16 protein-coding genes are annotated in these 18394 nt (G+C 61.7%); 3 read left to right on the forward strand and 13 right to left on the reverse strand.

Annotated features, from left to right (window positions below; all coding sequences use genetic code 11):
* Positions 1-261: 261 nt before the first annotated feature.
* Complete coding sequence (pssA, locus tag OP494_RS15000; RefSeq protein WP_280542011.1) at positions 262-1086, reverse strand: CDP-diacylglycerol--serine O-phosphatidyltransferase; 825 nt, start codon at positions 1084-1086, stop codon at positions 262-264.
* 156 nt (positions 1087-1242) lie between these two features.
* A complete protein-coding gene (gene ilvC / locus OP494_RS15005; protein ID WP_280542013.1) occupies positions 1243-2259 on the reverse strand; it encodes a ketol-acid reductoisomerase in 1017 nt (338 codons plus the stop codon).
* A 169-nt stretch (positions 2260-2428) separates the two neighbouring features.
* On the opposite strand from ilvC, the gene ilvY reads away from it, so the two are divergent.
* Positions 2429-3310, forward strand: coding sequence for an HTH-type transcriptional activator IlvY (gene ilvY / locus OP494_RS15010; RefSeq protein WP_280542015.1), 882 nt, complete (start codon positions 2429-2431; stop codon positions 3308-3310).
* Between the two features lie 86 nt (positions 3311-3396).
* On the opposite strand, the gene ilvN is transcribed toward ilvY, so the two are convergent.
* Together ilvN and OP494_RS15020 are read right to left on the reverse strand one after the other, a co-directional pair.
* Positions 3397-3888, reverse strand: coding sequence for an acetolactate synthase small subunit (gene ilvN / locus OP494_RS15015; RefSeq protein ID WP_075368568.1), 492 nt, complete (start codon positions 3886-3888; stop codon positions 3397-3399).
* Entirely contained in the window at positions 3888-5612 is a 1725-nt protein-coding gene (locus OP494_RS15020; RefSeq protein ID WP_280542018.1) for an acetolactate synthase 3 large subunit, read from the reverse strand. The genes ilvN and OP494_RS15020 overlap by 1 nt, the downstream gene beginning before the upstream one ends.
* Before the next feature lie 512 nt (positions 5613-6124).
* Here OP494_RS15020 and OP494_RS15025 point away from each other — a divergent pair.
* Positions 6125-7483 carry a sugar porter family MFS transporter gene (locus OP494_RS15025; RefSeq protein WP_280542155.1) on the forward strand — a complete coding sequence of 453 codons (1359 nt, stop codon included), beginning with the start codon at positions 6125-6127 and terminating at the stop codon, positions 7481-7483.
* A gap of 133 nt (positions 7484-7616) precedes the next feature.
* Here OP494_RS15025 and clpB read toward each other — a convergent pair whose 3' ends face one another.
* From clpB to rluD, 3 genes are all read right to left on the reverse strand, one after another.
* Positions 7617-10199 (reverse strand): ATP-dependent chaperone ClpB, encoded by a 2583-nt coding sequence (gene clpB, locus OP494_RS15030; RefSeq protein ID WP_280542020.1) that lies wholly within the window; start codon positions 10197-10199, stop codon positions 7617-7619.
* A gap of 154 nt (positions 10200-10353) precedes the next feature.
* A complete protein-coding gene (gene pgeF, locus OP494_RS15035; protein WP_280542022.1) occupies positions 10354-11109 on the reverse strand; it encodes a peptidoglycan editing factor PgeF in 756 nt (251 codons plus the stop codon).
* A gap of 7 nt (positions 11110-11116) precedes the next feature.
* A complete protein-coding gene (rluD, locus tag OP494_RS15040) occupies positions 11117-12079 on the reverse strand; it encodes a 23S rRNA pseudouridine(1911/1915/1917) synthase RluD (RefSeq protein ID WP_280542024.1) in 963 nt (320 codons plus the stop codon).
* Between the two features lie 105 nt (positions 12080-12184).
* On the opposite strand from rluD, the gene OP494_RS15045 reads away from it, so the two are divergent.
* Positions 12185-12985: an outer membrane protein assembly factor BamD gene (locus OP494_RS15045; protein ID WP_280542027.1), complete on the forward strand. Its 801-nt coding sequence runs from the start codon at positions 12185-12187 to the stop codon at positions 12983-12985.
* Positions 12986-13137: 152 nt separating this feature from the next.
* Here OP494_RS15045 and OP494_RS15050 read toward each other — a convergent pair whose 3' ends face one another.
* The 6 genes from OP494_RS15050 to pilV all read right to left on the reverse strand — a co-directional run bounded on the left by OP494_RS15050 (position 13138) and on the right by pilV (position 18321).
* Entirely contained in the window at positions 13138-14769 is a 1632-nt protein-coding gene (locus OP494_RS15050) for an NAD+ synthase (RefSeq protein ID WP_280542029.1), read from the reverse strand.
* A 108-nt stretch (positions 14770-14877) separates the two neighbouring features.
* Complete coding sequence (gene thiO, locus OP494_RS15055) at positions 14878-16008, reverse strand: glycine oxidase ThiO (RefSeq protein ID WP_348521705.1); 1131 nt, start codon at positions 16006-16008, stop codon at positions 14878-14880.
* Positions 16009-16046: 38 nt separating this feature from the next.
* A complete protein-coding gene (locus tag OP494_RS15060) occupies positions 16047-16427 on the reverse strand; it encodes a type IV pilin protein (protein ID WP_280542032.1) in 381 nt (126 codons plus the stop codon).
* Positions 16428-16497: 70 nt separating this feature from the next.
* Complete coding sequence (locus OP494_RS15065; RefSeq protein WP_280542033.1) at positions 16498-17097, reverse strand: PilX N-terminal domain-containing pilus assembly protein; 600 nt, start codon at positions 17095-17097, stop codon at positions 16498-16500.
* Between the two features lie 29 nt (positions 17098-17126).
* A complete protein-coding gene (locus OP494_RS15070) occupies positions 17127-17897 on the reverse strand; it encodes a PilW family protein (RefSeq protein ID WP_280542034.1) in 771 nt (256 codons plus the stop codon).
* The gene (pilV, locus tag OP494_RS15075) at positions 17860-18321 is read right to left on the reverse strand and encodes a type IV pilus modification protein PilV (protein WP_280542035.1); all 462 of its coding nucleotides are present in this window, start codon (positions 18319-18321) and stop codon (positions 17860-17862) included. The genes OP494_RS15070 and pilV overlap by 38 nt, the downstream gene beginning before the upstream one ends.
* Between the last annotated feature and the right edge of the window lie 73 nt (positions 18322-18394).

An 18394-nucleotide genomic window follows, 5' to 3' on the forward strand; every position in this document is an offset into this window, starting at 1 on the left:
GAATTTCTCAAGCACGTCAGTCACTTGCGCCACCTCTCCACCGCTGGCTACGAGGTCCGTCGCCGGCAGCGGATGCGTACTTTACGATCCACAGAGGCTGAACGCAAGGGGGTGATGCGAAAATAGTGCCCGCTCGATTGACGGCCGCTAAATGTCGCCGCCATTCGCCTTATCCACACCTTGAACGGGGCAGCGCATAAAAGAGGGTGTGGATAATCCAGCGCCATACCGTGGCAGGCGCTGGGTATTGAAGAAACTAACTCAGCGCATTTTGCGCATGAGTGCGAGCAGTGGCCCCGACACCACATAGCAACCGAACAGGATCAACAGCATGAGCGAGGGCTCGAGTGAAATCACCACAAACGCGAGCACAATCGCCAGCAGCACGACGAAGGGAACGGGTCCCTTGAAATCGACCTCCTTGAAGCTGTGGTAGCGGATGTTGCTGACCATCAGCACCCCTGCCGCCGCGACGACGAACGCGATGAAAAGTTTGAAGCCCAAGGCATCGGCGTCGAACTTATGCAGCGTCCATACGCAGCCGGCGACGAGCGCGGCGGCGGAAGGGCTCGGCAAGCCAACGAACCACTTCTTGTCGGTACTGCCGATTTGCACATTGAAGCGAGCCAGACGCAATGCCGCCCCGGAGGCAAAAATAAAAGCAGCGATCCAACCGATCTTGCCGACGTCTTGCAGGATCCAAGAGAACGCGACCAAAGCCGGTGCCACCCCGAACGAGACCATGTCGGCCAGGCTGTCGAATTCGGCACCGAAGGCGCTTTGCGTGTTAGTCATCCGTGCCACGCGCCCGTCTAGCCCATCGAGCACCATGGAGACGAAAATCGCGATAGCGGCCCCGGAGAAGTTGCCGTTCATCGCCGCGATAATAGAGAAGAAACCAGAAAACAGCGCCGACAGCGTGAACAGGTTGGGCAACAAATAGATGCCTCGTCGACGCACGCGCTTACCGTTCTCGATGGTTTCCTCAATGATTTCGTCTTCGTCCTGAAACGCCGCATTGTCCTCCGAGACAGTCTCGGTGTCGGCTTTCTTGGGCGATTCTGGCGTGCCCGATTCTTGCGTCATAAAAGTCATCCGTTGCCATGGGACGGCCCTTGATGGGCCATTCCGACATTCTACACACTGCAAGCCTAGTCGACAGTCGGCCTCCTTGACGACCCAAAACGTAAACGGGCGCGGCCAATTGGCCGCGCCCGCTCGCTACCGACTTGCCGACAGCGCTTAGTTCTTGCTCTTGTCGACCAGTTGGTTGGCCGCGATCCAAGGCATCATGCCACGCAGCTTCGCACCCACCTGCTCGACCGGGTGCTCGGCATTCAGGCGGCGACGCGCATGCATCGACGGATAGTTGGTGTTGCCTTCGTTGATGAACATCTTGGCGTATTCGCCGGTCTGGATATCCTTCAGGGCATGGCGCATCGCTTCCCGCGACTGCTCGTTGATGACCTTGGGCCCGGTGACGTACTCGCCATACTCCGCATTATTGGAGATGGAGTAGTTCATGTTGGCGATACCGCCTTCGTACATCAGGTCGACGATCAGCTTGAGTTCGTGCAGACACTCGAAGTAAGCCATCTCGGGAGCGTAACCTGCCTCGGTCAGCGTCTCGAAGCCGGCCTTGACCAGTTCCACGGCACCGCCGCACAGCACCGCCTGCTCACCGAAGAGATCGGTCTCGGTTTCATCCTTGAAGGATGTTTCGATGATACCGCTGCGACCACCGCCGATACCGGCTGCGTAGGACAGCGCCAACTCCTTGGCCTGGCCGGTGGCATCCTGCTGGATGGCAATCAAGTCGGGAACGCCGGCACCGCGCACGAACTCGGAGCGCACCGTGTGACCCGGCGCTTTCGGCGCGATCATGATGACGTCCAGATCCTGACGCGGCGTCACCTGGTTGTAATGAATATTGAAACCATGCGCGAAGGCCAGCGTCGCGCCTTCTTTCAAGTTAGGCGCGATATCCTGCTCGTAGATCGCCTTCTGATTTTCGTCGGGCGCCAGCAGCATCACCACGTCGGCCGTCTTGCAGGCCTCGGGCACGGAGGCCACCTTGAAGCCCGCCGACTCAGCCTTGGCCACGGACGAGGAGCCAGGACGCAGCGCCACGGTGACCTCGACGCCGGATTCCTTGAGGTTATGCGCATGGGCGTGGCCCTGGGAACCATAACCCACGATGGTGACGTTCTTCGCCTGGATCAGCGAGAGGTCGCAATCTTTGTCGTAATAAACGCGCATGTCGTACTCCAGATATCGAAGAAGAAACGTATGAAGTGTCAGCGTTGATGGCTTTCCGCCATGAGCGTCGTCTGTCGCGACGCTTTGATGTCACCTTACGCCAGCCCCAAGCGTTGCGTAAAACGCTATATTTGCAATACCGTATGCCGAAAATTGAAATGATATTGCCATGGATACTCGTCCCTACCAGCAGTTCCTCAGCTTGGCCGATACGCTCCACTTTGGCCGCTCCAGCGAGTTGTGTCACGTCAGTCCTTCGACGCTGAGCCGCACGATCCGCCAACTCGAGACACAGCTCGGCGTCACCTTGTTCGAGCGCGACAACCGCAGTGTCCGCCTGACCCATGAAGGCCGCCTCTTCCAGCGTTATGCACGCGATGCTCTGGAACAATGGGATGTATTTCGTCACTCGCTGATGGCGGAAAGCCGCGAACTGTGCGGCGAAATCAGCATCTACTGCTCGGTGACCGCTAGCTACAGCTTTCTCTACGAGCTGCTCAGCGAGTTTCGCCAGCGCCATCCTCGCATTGAATTGAAGCTGCATACCGGCGACCCGGCCAGCGCGGTTTCACGCGTTCTCAGCGGCGAAGAAGATATGTCGATCACCGCGCGCCCCGAAACCCTGCCCGCACAGCTAGCCTTCAAGCCAATCGCCACGTCGCCGCTGCTGTTCATCGCACCACGCACCATGCCGGAATGGCTGGCCGGCCTCACCGCCACGACGGACGCCGCCAGTTGGGGCAGCATTCCCATGATCCTCTCGGAGTCGGGCCTCGCCCGCGAACGAACGGATGCGTGGTTCCGCCAGTTGGGTATCAAGCCGCGCATCTATGCCCAGGTCGCGGGCAACGAAGCCATCGTCAGCATGGTCGGGCTGGGCTTCGGGGTCGGCGTGGTGCCACAGATCGTGGTCGACAACAGCCCATTGGCCGAGCGCATTCAGGCCCTCGAGGTCGAACCCGCACTAACGCCTTACGAGGTTGGGCTCTGCGTCACCGAGAAGAAGCTACGCAATCCGCTGGTCAAGGCCCTATGGTCGCAGATCCGCTAACCTTGCCCCCTTAAAGCAAAAAAGGCCGCTCGTAAGCGGCCTTTAATGGAATGGTACGCGAGTGGCACGGTATGCGAGCACATGACTCAGAGGCTGAGGATCTTGTCACCTCGCGAGATGCCCGATACCCCGGTACGCGCCACCTCGAGAATACCGATCGGCGCCATGGCCTGGACGAAGGCATCCAGCTTGCCGGCATCGCCGGTGATCTGCACCGTGTAGACACTCGGCGTGACGTCGACAATCTGCGCGCGGAAGATATCCACCGTGCGCTTGACCTCGTCGCGGCTCGCGCCCAGCGCCTTCACCTTGACCAGCATCAGCTCACGCTCGATGTGATTGCCCTCGGTCAGATCGACCAGCTTGACCACATCGATGAGCTTGTTGAGATGCTTGGTGATTTGCTCGATGACGCGGTCATCGCCCTCCGTGGTCACGGTCAGGCGCGACAGGCTCGGGTCCTCGGTAGGCGCCACGTTGAGCGTTTCGATGTTGAAGTTGCGCTGGGAGAACAACCCCACCACGCGGGACAGGGCGCCGGGTTCGTTTTCCAGCAGGATCGAGATGATGTGGCGCATCAGGTCCGCTCCGTCTTCGAAAGCAGCATGTCTCGCATGGCGCCCAGGGGCACCTGCATCGGATAGACGTGTTCCCGGGGATCGACGTCGATATCGAGGAACACCAGTTCGTCATTGTCGGCGAACGTGCGCTCCAGCGCCGCATCGAGCTCGTCGTGATGTTCCACCTTGAGCGCCGTGAAACCGTAGGCCTCGATCAACTTCTGAAAGTCCGGCAGCGACTCCACGTACGAGTGCGCATGGCGCGACTTGTAATTGAGGTCCTGCCACTGGCGCACCATACCCAGCGTCCCGTTGTTGAGGTTGATGATCTTCACCCCGGTGCCGAACTGCTTACACGTCGACAATTCCTGCATCATCATCTGAAAGCTGCCCTCCCCGGTGAAGCACACCACGACGTCATCGGGGAAGTTCTGCTTGATGCCCATCGCCGCCGGGAAACCGAAGCCCATGGTGCCCAGCCCCCCGGAGGTGATCCAGCGATTGGGCTTGTCGAACTTGTAGTACTGCGCCGCGAACATCTGGTGCTGGCCGACATCAGTGGTCACGAAGGCCTCGCCGCGCGTGATGTGATACACCGCCTCGATGACTTCCTGCGGCTTGAGTCGCTCGCCCGGCTGAGAAGCCTCGTAGAGCTTGCCTTCGCGTTCGGCGCGCCAACCATCGATGGTCGTCCACCATTCTGGCAAAGCCTCGGCATTAGCCATTTCCCGGCCTTGCAGCAGGCTGATCATCTCATTGATGACGCTATCCGCAGGCCCCACGATCGGCACATCGGCGCGCACCGTCTTGGAGATCGAGCTGGGGTCGATATCCACATGCACGATCTTGGCCGTCGGGCAGAACTTCGAGGTGTTATTGGTCACCCGGTCGTCGAAACGCGCCCCGATGGCGATGATCAGGTCCGCATGGTGCATGGCCATGTTGGACTCATAGCTGCCGTGCATGCCCAGCCACCCCAGCGACTGCGCATCGGTCTGCGGATAGGAGCCGATACCCATCAACGTGGTGGTAATGGGGAAGCCCAAGCGCTTCACCAACGCCGTCAGGTTTTCGCTCGCGCCACTGGTAACGATACCGCCGCCGGTATAGAACACCGGCCGCCGCGCCTTGAGCATCATGTCTACGGCTTTCTTGATCTGGCCGCTATGGCCCCGCGTGACCGGGTTATAGGAGCGGATCTTGACCTTCTTCGGATAGACGTACTCATAACGCTCGGTGGGCGCCGTCATATCCTTGGGAATATCCACGACTACCGGCCCGGGACGACCGGTCGCGGCGAGATAGTAAGCTTTCTTGAGCACCTCGGGGATCTCCGACGGGTGCTTGATGGCGAAGCTGTGTTTCACGATAGGGCGCGTCACGCCGACGATGTCGGTTTCCTGAAAGGCATCTTCACCGATCAGATGACTGGCCACCTGGCCACACAGCACCACCATCGGGATCGAATCCATGTAGGCGGTGGCGATGCCGGTCACGGCATTGGTCGCACCGGGGCCGGAAGTGACCAACACCGTGCCCGGCTTGCCCGAGGCACGGGCATAGCCATCGGCGGCGTGGGTGGCAGCTTGTTCATGACGAACGAGGATGTGTTTGACCTTATCCTGGCGGAACAGCGCATCATAGATATGCAACGCTGCGCCGCCGGGGTAGCCGTAGATACGCTCGACGCCCTCATCCTGCAGGAAGCGGGCGATCATATCGGCGCCAGAAAGCAATTCCACTGATAGTTCTCCCCTGGAGATAACGAGTGCCATTCACTGCCACACGACGGGCAGCGAAGTGTCGATGCGGCGGTACGCCGCTGCCGGCTGCGCCGGCACCTGATGCCATAATCCTGGCTCTGGGCCCGGGGTGGGGACCCGCACTCATAGAAACCACAAAGACCGGCTGGTCCGAGCGGTTCCTGGCACGGCAGATCGCCGTGTCGGGGTTGGCGGGAACAGGCGTTTGGCCCATACCCTTGATCTCCTTCGACAGGCGGGTAGAGGCATTTTCAACCTACCCTTCACGCAGCGACCGGGGATCGCCCGTCAATGGCTGCGCCCGCAATCAGGAACCACCTAGATTCCATCAGCACTCCCGAGCTGTCAACCTCCACCGCCCACACGCAGCCAGCGGCGCTTCGCAATCCCCATTGACGCACCCGTCATCCACTAAAGTTGGATGCTTGCCGACGGCATTATTAAGGCATCGCTGCGGTAATCTTGGTTAAGATTACAGGGTTAGTGAATGGATTCAGCCACACGCAAAGGAGTCGCTCATGTCGCCCATCCTGAAATGGTCCGTATTCGTTGCCATGGCGGGCTTCCTCTTTGGCTTCGACACCGCCGTGATTTCCGGCGCGGACAGACCCGTGCAAGAACTCTGGGGCCTCAGCGATCTCCAGCACGGCCTGCTCATCATGTCGATGGCGCTATGGGGGACGGTGCTCGGCGCGATCTTCGGCAATTGGCCCACCGATCGCCTGGGACGGCGCAAGACACTGTTCGCGATCGGCGTTCTCTATTTCGTGTCGGCCGTGGGCTCTGCACTCGCCTCCGACCCGTTCTGGTTTTCCTTCTTCCGCCTGATCGGTGGGTTCGGCGTGGGCATGTCATCGGTCGCCGCGCCGGCCTATATCTCCGAGATCGCACCCGCCGAACGACGCGGCAACCTGGTAGCGCTCTATCAATTCAATGTGGTGTTCGGCATCTTCATGGCCTACGTTTCGAACGCGATCCTCGGCAGCTTGCTCGGCGCTGATGCCTGGCGCTGGATGGTCGGCATCGAAGCCGTGCCGGCACTTGTCTATACACTGGCACTGTTCAAAGTGCCCGAGAGCCCACGCTGGCTGATTCTCAATCGCCAAGACACCCGTGGCGCTGCTGAGGTACTACGCCAGATCGATTCCAAGCGTGATATCGATACGCAGATCGAGGAGATTCAAGCCGCCGACCGCGAGGACAACAAGGTCCACTCGCGCTTTTTCTCTCGCCGCTACCGGTTGCCGATCACACTGGCCTTCTTGATCGCCTTCTTCAATCAGTTCACCGGTATCAACTTCGTGCTCTACTACGCGCCGCGTATTCTCGAGTCGGCCCAGCTCGGCGCCAGCGCTTCCTTGCTCTCCACCGCGGGCATCGGCTTGGTCATGGTGATCTTCACCATGATCGGCATGGCGTTGATCGATCGTTTCGGCCGCCGCAAGCTGATGTATATCGGCTCGGTGGGCTACATCATTTCGCTGTCGAGCATCTCGTACGCGTTCTTTACCGATAATCTCGGCGGCGCGCTGATTCCCCTTCAGCTATGCCTCTTCGTCGCCGCTCACGGCATCAGCCAGGGCACGGTGATCTGGGTCTTCATTTCCGAGATATTCCCCAATCGCGAGCGCGCCCGCGGTCAGTCGCTGGGCAGCTTTACGCACTGGTTCTTCGCCGCCGCGATCACACTGGTCACTCCCTGGGTGCTGGGCGCATTCAACGGCGGGCCGGTATTCGCCTTCTTTGGCGTCATGATGGTCCTCCAGGTGCTCTTCGTCGCTTTCCTGATGCCGGAGACGAAAGGCGTGCCCCTGGAAAAGCTGCAGCGCAAGCTCTCCCCGCAGAAGTAAGCGGGCCCGAAAGCGCTGACCCAGGAGGCAGTCATAAAAAACCCGCGACGCAGCACGTCGCGGGTGGGAACACGGTCAGGACGCGCCCGTGTGTCGAGAGCGTCGAACGGCCCGGCACGGCGGGCCGTTCGCGTTACTTGGCGAAGACGAGGTGACCGTCTTCTGTGGTGACGCGGATGGTGTCGCCCGCCGCGAAACGCCCGGCGAGCAGCTCCTGCGCCAGCGGGTTCTCGATCCGGCTCTGGATGGCGCGTTTGAGCGGTCGTGCGCCGAACACTGGATCGAAGCCTACCACCGCCAGCTGCGCCAGGGCGTCGTCGCTGATCTCGAGACGAATTTCGCGCTCGACCAGGCGCGCCTGGAGACGTTCGAGCTGGATGGCCGCGATGGATTGGATCTGCTCCTGCCCCAAGGCGTGGAATACCACCACTTCGTCGATGCGGTTGATCAGTTCCGGGCGGAAATGATCGCCCACTACCCCCATCACGGCATCGCGCATCACTGCGTAATCGGCGTCATCGCCGCCCATGCGCTGAATGATGTCCGAGCCCATGTTGGAGGTCATCACGATCACCGTATTACGGAAGTCCACCGTGCGCCCCTGACCATCGGTCAGCCGGCCATCCTCTAGCACCTGCAGCAGGATGTTGAAGACATCCGGATGCGCTTTTTCGACCTCGTCGAGCAGCAGCACGGAATACGGCTTGCGACGTACCGCCTCGGTCAGATACCCGCCTTCTTCGTAGCCGACGTAGCCCGGCGGCGCGCCGATCAGCCGCGCCACGGAATGCTTCTCCATGAACTCGGACATGTCGATGCGCACCATGGCTTCCTCGGTATCGAAGAGGAAGTTGGCTAGCGACTTGCACAATTCGGTCTTGCCGACCCCTGTAGGCCCCAGGAACAGAAACGATCCGTTGGGGCGATGTGGGTCGGCGAGCCCCGCGCGCGAACGGCGCACGGCGTTGGCCACTGCAGTCACCGCCTCGTCCTGACCGATGACGCGTTCGTGCAGCGCCTCTTCCATGCGCAGCAGCTTATCGCGCTCGCCCTCGAGCATCTTGGACACCGGAATGCCGGTCCAGCGCGAGACCACTTCGGCGATCTCCTCCTCGGTGACGTTGGAACGCAACAGCTGGTGCTTGGCGGTATCCGCCTCATGCTCGCTGGCCTCGGCGATCTGCTGCTCGAGCCGGGGAATCACCCCATACTGCAACTCGGACATACGCCCCAAATCGCCCTGGCGGCGTGCCGCCTCGAGGTCGATGCGCGCCTGTTCGAGTTCCGCCTTGAACTGCGCCGCGCCCTGGATGCTGGCCTTCTCGGCCTTCCAGACCTCTTCGAGATCGGCATATTCACGGCTCAGTTCGTCGATCTGAGCTTCAAGCGAGTCGAGACGCTTGCGGGTCGCTTCGTCAGTTTCTTTCTTGAGTGCCTCGCGCTCCATCTTGAGCTGTATCAGCCGACGGTCAAGACGATCCATTTCCTCGGGCATCGAATCCAATTCCATACGGATCCGAGACGCCGCCTCGTCGATCAGGTCGATGGCCTTGTCGGGCAGTTTCCGATCAGTGATATAGCGCGTCGACAATTTGGCCGCAGCAATGATCGCGCCGTCGGTGATATCGACGCCGTGATGCACCTCATAGCGCTCCTTGAGGCCACGCAGGATCGCCACGGTATCTTCCTCGTTGGGCTCATCCACCAGCACCTTCTGGAAGCGCCGCTCGAGTGCCGCGTCCTTCTCGATGTGCTGACGATACTCGTCCAACGTGGTCGCCCCGACGCAATGCAATTCGCCGCGCGCCAGTGCCGGCTTGAGCATGTTGCCAGCGTCCATCGCACCCTCGGCCTTGCCGGCGCCGACCATGGTGTGCAACTCGTCGACGAACAGGATGACGCGGCCTTCTTCCTTGGCCAGCTCTCCGAGCACGGCCTTGAGGCGTTCCTCGAACTCGCCGCGATACTTGGCGCCGGCCAGCAACGAGCCCATGTCCAATGACAGCACGCGCTTGTCCTTCAACCCCTCCGGCACCTCGCCATTGACGATGCGGCTTGCCAGGCCCTCGACGATGGCGGTCTTGCCCACGCCAGGATCGCCAATCAACACGGGATTATTCTTGGTACGCCGTTGCAGCACCTGGATGGTGCGACGAATCTCGTCGTCACGGCCGATCACCGGATCGAGCTTGCCATCCACGGCACGCTGGGTCAGATCCATGGTGTACTTGTCCAGCGCCTCGCGGCTTTCCTCGGCCGAGGCGTCATCCACCTTGTTACCGCCGCGCAGGCTATCGATGGCGCTACGTACGGACTGCACGTCGAGACCGGCCTGCTGGAGAACCTTGCTGATGGTGTTTTTCATTTCCAGCGCCGCCAGTACCACTAACTCGCTGGCGATATACTGATCGCCACGCTGCTGGGCCTCGCGGTCGGCGAGATTGAACAACTGCGACAACGCCGAGGAAAGCTGCACGTTGCCGTCGAACTGACCGACGCGCGGCAAGGCATCGAGATACTCGGAAAGCCCGTTACGCAGGCGCGAAACATCGCCACCGGCCTTCTGCACCAGGCCCTTGATGCCGTTTTCCTGCGCCTCGACGAGCGCCATCAGCACATGGCCGGGATCGAGTTGGTTATGACTGCGCCCTACCGCCAGGGACTGCGCCTCGCCCAGGGCATTCTGCAATTTACTGGTCATGCGATCGATACGCATCGAACCCCTCCTTCATCGCGACACGCCATCGGCGTGCCGCACGATTATCTTATGTTGACATCATCAATGGAGGTATGCTCGAGGCGTTTCAAGGCAGGGCGTGCAAAAATCGTTCCGACGCTCGATAACGCCGGGATCAGACGCGAAGCGCCGTTCAGCGCAACCAGATCACACTGGCCATGCGGCCGGTGTGGCCGTCGTCGCGACGGTGGGAATAAAAACGCGGCTCGCAGGCGGTGCAGAAGTGACCGCCGCCGATATGGCCGATACCCAGCCGCTCGAGACGCAACCGTGCCAGGCGATAGATATCCGCCATATAGTGCCCAAGGCGATAGGGGCTTGGCTCAAAGGCGCTTTCCGCCTCAGGCTGCACGGCCACGAAGGTTTCGAACACTTCAGGGCCGACTTCGAACTGCGCCTTGGAAATCGCCGGCCCCAGCCACGCCATGAGCTCGTCCGGTGGCAGCCCCAAGGCCGCCACGCTGGCCTCCAGTACGCCACCCGCCAAGCTCCTCCAGCCGGCGTGTGCCACGCCCACGCGCGTGCCCTGGCGATCGCAGAAGAACACCGGCAGACAATCGGCGGTCAGCACGGCACAGGCGTATCCCGTGTCGAAAGCCACCGAGGCGTCCGCTTGCGGCGGCTGCTCGGCAAACGCTGCACGGTAGTCCTGCTGGACGGCGGCACCATGCACCTGGTTCAGCCATAACAAAGGGCGGGCGTCGTCGAGCTCGGCACTCAACAGGCGGCGGCAGCGGTCAACCGACGCGGGCTCGTCACCTACATGATGCGCCGTATTGAAAGACGCGAAGGCGCCCTGACTGGGGCCGCTCTCACGCGTAGTGACGAAGGCGCCGACCGTGCTCGGCGCCGGCCAATCGGGCAGAATCAAGGTGGGGCGTTCGTTCATGTGGGACTCACTTAGCGTGCGTGTCGGCTGCGTCGCGCAGAAAATCCAGCAACATCAGCATATCGTCCGGTAACGCCGCGCGAAACTCCACCGCCTCACCGGTACCGGGATGCACGAAGGCCAGCTTGCGAGCATGCAAGGCCTGACGCGGAAAGTGCCGCAGCACGTCCTTCAATGCCTCACTGGCCCCCGCAGGCATCTTGAGGCGCCCGGCATAGGTCGGGTCGCCAATCAGCGGAAAGCGCCGATGGGCCATATGCACGCGGATCTGGTGGGTACGCCCGGTTTCGAGCCGACAGCGGACATGCGTATGGGAAGGAAAGCGCTCCACCACGCGGTAGTGTGTCACCGCCGGCTTACCCGAGGGCGTGACGGCCTGGCGCTTGCGATCCTTGGGATGCCGCCCAATCGGCTCATCGACACTGCCACCCGCGGTCATCCTGCCGGTCACCACGGCATCGTATTCGCGCGACACCGTACGCGCCTGTAACTGCTCAACCAATGAGGCATGCGCCGATAACGTCTTGGCCACCACCATCAAACCGGTCGTGTCCTTGTCGAGTCGGTGCACGATGCCCGCCCGTGGCAGTTGCATCTGGCCAGGCGCATGGTATAGCAACGCATTGAGCAGCGTGCCGTCAGGGTTGCCTGCAGCGGGATGCACGACCAGCCCCGCCGGCTTATCGATCACCATGACGTCATCGTCTTCATAAACGATATCAAGCGCCATGGCCTGCGGCGCGAAGCGCGTGTCTTCCTCGAGGGTGGCCTCGAGTGTCAGTTGCTCGCCGCCGTGCAACTTATCCTTGGGGCGCGCGGACGCGCCGTCGCAGGTCAGCGCCCCCGACTTGATCCACGCCTTGAGGCGCTCGCGGGAGAAGTCCGCGAACAGCGTCGAGGCGGCTTGGTCCAGGCGCTGGCCAGCCATCGTTTCGGGGACGCGTTCTTCTCGCTGCACGGTATCTGCCATGGCAATGCTCGGTTCCATTTCGCCACCGGGGGCGTTTGCTTTATAGTGACTCCGAACTGGCGGATTCTAGCACGGCCGCCCCGTATTGGTTGAACGAGGATGACGATGCGATTCCCTTCACTTGGCACGTTCGGTGCGTTGCTGCTTAGTGGCGCGCTGCTTGCCGGTTGCGCGAGCAACGAGCCGGCCCCGGATATACAAGAGCAGGATCTTTACCAGCAAGCTCAAGAGTCACTGGATGCCGGGCGTTACAGCACCGCCGTGACACGCCTCGAGGCGCTGGATACCCGTTTTCCTTTCGGTCGTTACGCCGAGCAGGCCCAGTTGGAGCTGATCTACGCGTACTATCAGACCGAGGACTGGGAGCAAGCGCGCGCCGCCGCCAGCCGCTTCATTCGTTTGCACCCCGATCACGAGCAGGTCGATTACGCGTATTACATGCGCGGTCTCGCGGCTTACCAATCCGGGCGTTTCAGCCTCGAAGGGCTCGAGCTGATCGATATCTCCAAGCGTGACCTTGGCGCCACCCGTGACGCCAATGTCGACTTCGGCGAGTTGGTGCGTCGCTTCCCGGAAAGCCCCTACGCGGCCGACGCGCGTCAGCGCATCGTCTATCTGCGCAACGTGCTCTCGCGTCACGAACTGCAAGTCGCCGACTTCTATCTTCGCAAGGGCGCCTACCTGGCGGCGATCAATCGCGGCAAATGGGTACTTGAGCATTACCCGCAGACACCCGCCACGCGCGACGCCCTGGCAGTAATCGTCGAGGGCTACATGGGGCTCAACATGCCCGAGCGGGCACGCACCGCTTTGCAGACGCTCATCAAGAACGACCCCGACAATCCGCGCCTCGATGGCAAGACGTTCGAGCCCGAACATGTCGACGCCAAGCCGCTGACGCTCTAACGGCGCCCTTCCGGGGAGCTGTAAGTCATAAGAGGTAAGCTGGAAGAAAAATCAAACGCTAAAAACACCTGTCTTGGCAGATAGCGATTCTTCCAGCTTCCAGGCGCGCAGCGCCGCTCTTCCTTCTTATAGCTCCCCGGCGACAGCCGGGATCATTCCCCCGGTTGCCAGCCGTTGACGATGGGATAGCGACGATCACGTCCGAAACCGCGCGCCGTCACACGCACCCCCACCGGTGCCTGACGCCGCTTGTATTCGCTGCGGTCGACCAGCTTCACGACCCGATAGACATCCTCGCTGGCGAAGCCGGCATCGATGATCGCCTCGGCACTCATGTCGCCTTCGATGTAACGCTCGAGAATGGCATCCAGTTCGTCGTAGCCTGGCAGCGAGTCACTGTCCGCTTGATCCGGCGCCAGCTCGGCAGAAGGCGGGCGCGTGATGACACGCTCGGGAATGGCCGGCTCTTGCGCATTGCGCCACTTGGCAAGACGATACACCCACGTCTTGTAGACGTCCTTGAGCGCATTGTAGCCACCCACCATATCGCCATACAGCGTGGCATAACCCACCGCCATCTCGCTCTTGTTACCGGTGCTCAACACCATCAGCCCTTTCTTGTTGGAAAGCGCCATCAACAGTACGCCCCGGCAACGCGATTGCAGGTTTTCCTCGGTGGTATCGCGCTCAGTCCCGGCGAAGCTCTCTTCCAGCGTTGAGGTGAAAGCCTCCACCATCGGCGCGATGGGCATGACCTCGTAATGCACACCCAGCAACTCGGCTTGCGCGGCCGCATCCGCCTTGGAGATATCCGCCGTGTAGTGATAGGGCATCATCACCGCTTGCACGCGCTCGGGCCCCAGGGCATCGACCGCAATGGCCAGCGACAGCGCCGAGTCGATACCCCCGGAAAGCCCTAGCACTACGCCCTGAAAGCCGCTCTTGTTGACGTAGTCGCGAAGCCCGGTCACCAATGCGCAATAGAGGCTTTCTTCCGAGGCCAACAGCGGCTCGCATTCGCCGGCCTCCGGGGCCCATGCGCCCTGCGCATCGGTAAAGCGCACCGGCATCAGGCCGACTTCCCAGAATGGCGCACGTACTGCAACCTCGCCCCGGGCATCGAGCACCAGCGAACCACCATCGAAGACAAGCTCGTCCTGGCCGCCGATCTGGTTGAGATATACCAGCGGCCGCGCAGCCGCCTGAGCACGCCGGGCGAATAACCGTTCACGCTCCAGCGGCTTATCGCGATGATAGGGCGAGGCATTGAGTGTGACCAGGATATCGGCGCCAGCCTCGACGCTCTGTGTCACCGGCGCGCCGTCCCATAAATCCTCGCAAACGAGGATCCCCAGCTTGGCACCGCCATGCTCGATGACCAGCGGCGATTGCCCCGGGGTGAAATAGCGCTGCTCGTCGAATACCTGGTAATTGGGCAGCGCCTGCTTGGCGTATTCGCCGAGCCATTCGCCGTTGTACAGCACGCCCGCGAGGTTATGCAGCCGGCCTTCGCGCCGGCCTGGATAGCCGATGACGACCATCACATCGCGCGCCACCTTACGCGCCATCGTCGCGCGTGCCTCTTCCAGGCGTGCTTCCATCGATTCGCGCAGCAACAAGTCTTCCGGCGGGTAACCGGTCAGGAACAGTTCGGGGAAGACCACCACATCGGCACGATGTTCGATGCGCGCTTCGCGCACGGCCTCGATGGCTTGCGCGGTATTGCCGGGGATATCGCCCACCAGCGGGTCGAGCTGGGCCATCACCAGAGTCAGGTCTTGCATGAGCGGAATACGCCTCTCTCATCGTGATTGGCTGAGTAAACTGCCGTCGAGACGGCCTCATGGCTGTATTGTCACGCAACGCCGGCTCGCTGGCAAAACGCCTTGTCGTCAGACGCCACCTAGCCGGTAGGGGGCGGGGTCGACCACCGGGGTGCGTTGCAGTAGTTGATCGACCAACAGGCGCGTCGACGCCGGCGCCAACACCAGGCCATTGCGATAATGGCCAGCGTTGACCCATAACCCTTCGATGCCGGGTACCGCGCCGATGGACGGCACGCCATCCGGCGACCCGGGACGCAAGCCGGCCCAGTGATGCTCCACCGGGCATTCGGCCAATGCCGGCACGATCGACAGTGCGCTATCGTAAAGCGAGCCCTTTGCTGTCTCGGTGGTACGCTGATCGAAGCCCACCTCTTCCAAGGTGGAGCCGGCAACGACACGCCCATCGCCACGCGGAATCACATAACGCCCATCCTTCAGCACCACACGTTCGACCAACCCCGGCGACGCCTTGAACAGGATCATCTGCCCACGCACCGGACGCACCGGCAGTGTCACGCCGATACCCGCCAGCAGCTGGCCGGCCCAGGCGCCGCCACAAACCACTACGCGCTCGGCGGCTTCATGCCCCGCCGATGTCCGAACGCCGCGAAAGCGTCCATCCGCCACATCCAGCGCTTCGACCTCGACATGCTCACGCAGGGTGACGTTAGGCATCGCCTGCAGGCGGGCCCGCAGCGCCTTGCACAAGCGCGGATTACGAATGCTACCCAAGGTCGGCATCCACAGTGCCGAATCGAAACCGGGCGCGGCATTGGGCTCCTTGGCATAAATCGTCTCCGCCCCGACCCGTTCCAGGGGCTTGCCAACCTCACGCGCCCACGCGAGCGCCTGAGGCTCATCATCGACACGCAGATACAGGAGCCCTCGCTGGCGATACTCGGGATCGATACCGGTCTCTTCCAGCAGGCGCAGCGACAATTCGGGATAGGCACCTTCGGAATAGCGCGACAATGCGGAAATCGGCGCGCTATAGCGCCAGGGGTACAACGGGGAGACGATGCCGCCACCGGCCCAGGAGGCCTCGCGGCCACATTCGCCGCGTTCGAGCAGGGTGACGTGGCGGCCAGCGTCGGCGAGTTGCAGGGCCGTCATCATGCCGATGACGCCGCCTCCAACGATCAAGAATTCACTCACACGGGCACTCATTTCATCGCTGAGAAAACCGCAATCTATCATGTGCCGCATGTGCAAGGCAGCGGCGCAGGGATACCGAGTTACCAGCAGTCCTCGGCGCCCGCGCCGCGTTCCCCGGCATCATTCAGAGTCAACTCGCCGCAGCGATCCTCGCTTTGGCTATTGATCGGTATGGCCTTTAGCAGGAAACCATTGCCCTTCTCTTTATCGGGATTTCGCAGGGCTTCAAACTTGTACGCGTCGCTTTTCTCCTGCTTCGCGCCATCGGTATCGTAGAGATTATCTTGCGTGTACTGACGCTCCATTCGGTATGCCCACTGCGTCAGCGTGGCCTGGGCATCGGCCCGGTTCGCTTTGCGCACATAATCGGTATACGAGGGAATGGCGATCGCGGCAAGGATCCCGATGATGACCAGCACGATCATCAACTCGATCAAGCTGAAGCCTTGGGTTCGACGCATGGCATGGACTCCTGAGAGGGTGTTTACAAAAGGGCTGCAGACGGAAAGAGAGACGTTCAACGCTAGGTACTCAGCGCAAGACCTCGCGCCACGCCGGACGAGTGGGCCCCTCGGAAGAGCGGATAACGCGCGTGTCGTCATTATCGGCCTGTGCCTGGCGGGCTTGAATCAATGCCTCGCCTGACTCGCGAGGCAGCATCAGCGTAACGCGGCGCTCGAGTACCGCATGCGTTACCTGGCGTGTACCCCAGCCGAACGCGGTCACCTCAATACGTGCTTGGCAGGGCGCGTCGGCCTCGGGACACGAGCTCGTCAGGACAGCCAGCGTCACCCGGGGCGGCTCGTGGGTATCGAGCGGGATGGGTGCCCCGCTATCGCCATAGGCCACGCCGTCACGTCGCCAACGAGCAGCCGACCATTGGCTGGCATGCAACGCCTGTGGCATCAGGCAATCAGGCGCCGTGCAGTCACCGTGGTCATCGGGCAGTGTGTAATCCGCATGACGCAATCGCCATTCGCCTTCTTTGAGTGCTGCCTGTGCTGCTTGAAACGCAACTTGTCGATCCATGACGTTGCGCGCCATGCGCTCCTGCAGGACCGCGCCCTGCAAGCCGGCGAGTCCCAACGCCGTCATCGCCATCAGCAGAATCAGCGCGACGATCAGCGTCATGCCCCGTTCCCGAGAGGGGCCGCTGACGCTCACGATGACGTGTCACCCTGCGAGGTGACAAGCGGCGGCGGGGATGCCACATTACGCAGAGCCACGCTCGTGGCGTACACCCGATACAGGCGACGATCCGGTGCCGTGACGGTTTCGCCATCGAAGACATAGGATGATGCCGTGTCGACGAGCCCATCCTGTCGCGAGGCCACCAGCAATTCGATGCTCACACCCTTGACGCTGGCCCAATCGCCGACGCCCGAGGCGCGGCGCCAACGGCCTTCGACGAAATAGCGCAGCGCCATGGCCTCGACATTCGCGTCGAGCGGCTGGGGAGACGTGCCATCCACCGCGCAGTCCAGCCCCTGCGAGGCGTTCAGCGATAGCGTCGCCCGCGTGATGTCAGCACTCTCGAGATCCCCGCCCAGGCAATCCTGCAGAGGCTCACCCGTGCTGCCGTAATAGCGTATCCACAAGCTGCTGTCGTCCCCCGCAACGATAGCGCCCTGGGCAAACTGCGATGTCGCCGGAAAGGTCTGCGCCTTTTGCCATTCGGCATACCCCGCCTTGCGTAGCTCCCGTGTCAGCACGTCAGTCACGAAGCGACCGCTCTCCTGCACTTGAGCCAGTTGCGTTTGCAAGCGGTACTGATGCTGATAGGCAATGAACAGGTCGATGACGCCAAGCAGCACGATCATGCTCAGCGCCAGGCTCACCATCAACTCGATCAGCGACACCCCGCTTTGACGGCGCAGCCCCGGAGTGGGTCGCTCAAAGTCGGGTCTGTAATCGATATTGCCGCTGCCCATCGTCATCACTCCAGCTCACGCGGGGCGCTCGCCAGGTCACTTTCACCGTGGCCGTCGCCAGGTCGTCATCGCCCGTCACCTCGATGCAGCCCTGCGCCTGGGGAAGCGCGTTCACTAGCCCCGCCAACCAGGCACGTACTTGGGCCGAACCGGCACTAGCGGGATCGTCACTGCACGGCTGGTCGTAGGCGCCGGCCAGCGCGCCGTGGCGGTCGATGCGCAAGCGTTCGAGCATGGCCCCCACCCGCTGCACCACCTGAGACTGGGCATCGGCATTCCGCTGGGCGCGCAGCGCCTGGGTCTGAGTCGCCGCCACCCCCAGCATGCCGAAGGACAAAATGAACAGCGTAATCAGCACTTCGATCAAGCTGAAACCCCGCGTACGCCCATGCCGCGACCGCGCGTCCCTGTGTATCACCCTCATCGTATTTGCTCGACTGCCAAGACTACTTTATAAACAAATAAAGTAAATGCTAATACAAAGTAAGGCAATCGAT

The organism is Chromohalobacter sp. 11-W (assembly GCF_029889905.1).
GTDB lineage: Bacteria > Pseudomonadota > Gammaproteobacteria > Pseudomonadales > Halomonadaceae > Chromohalobacter.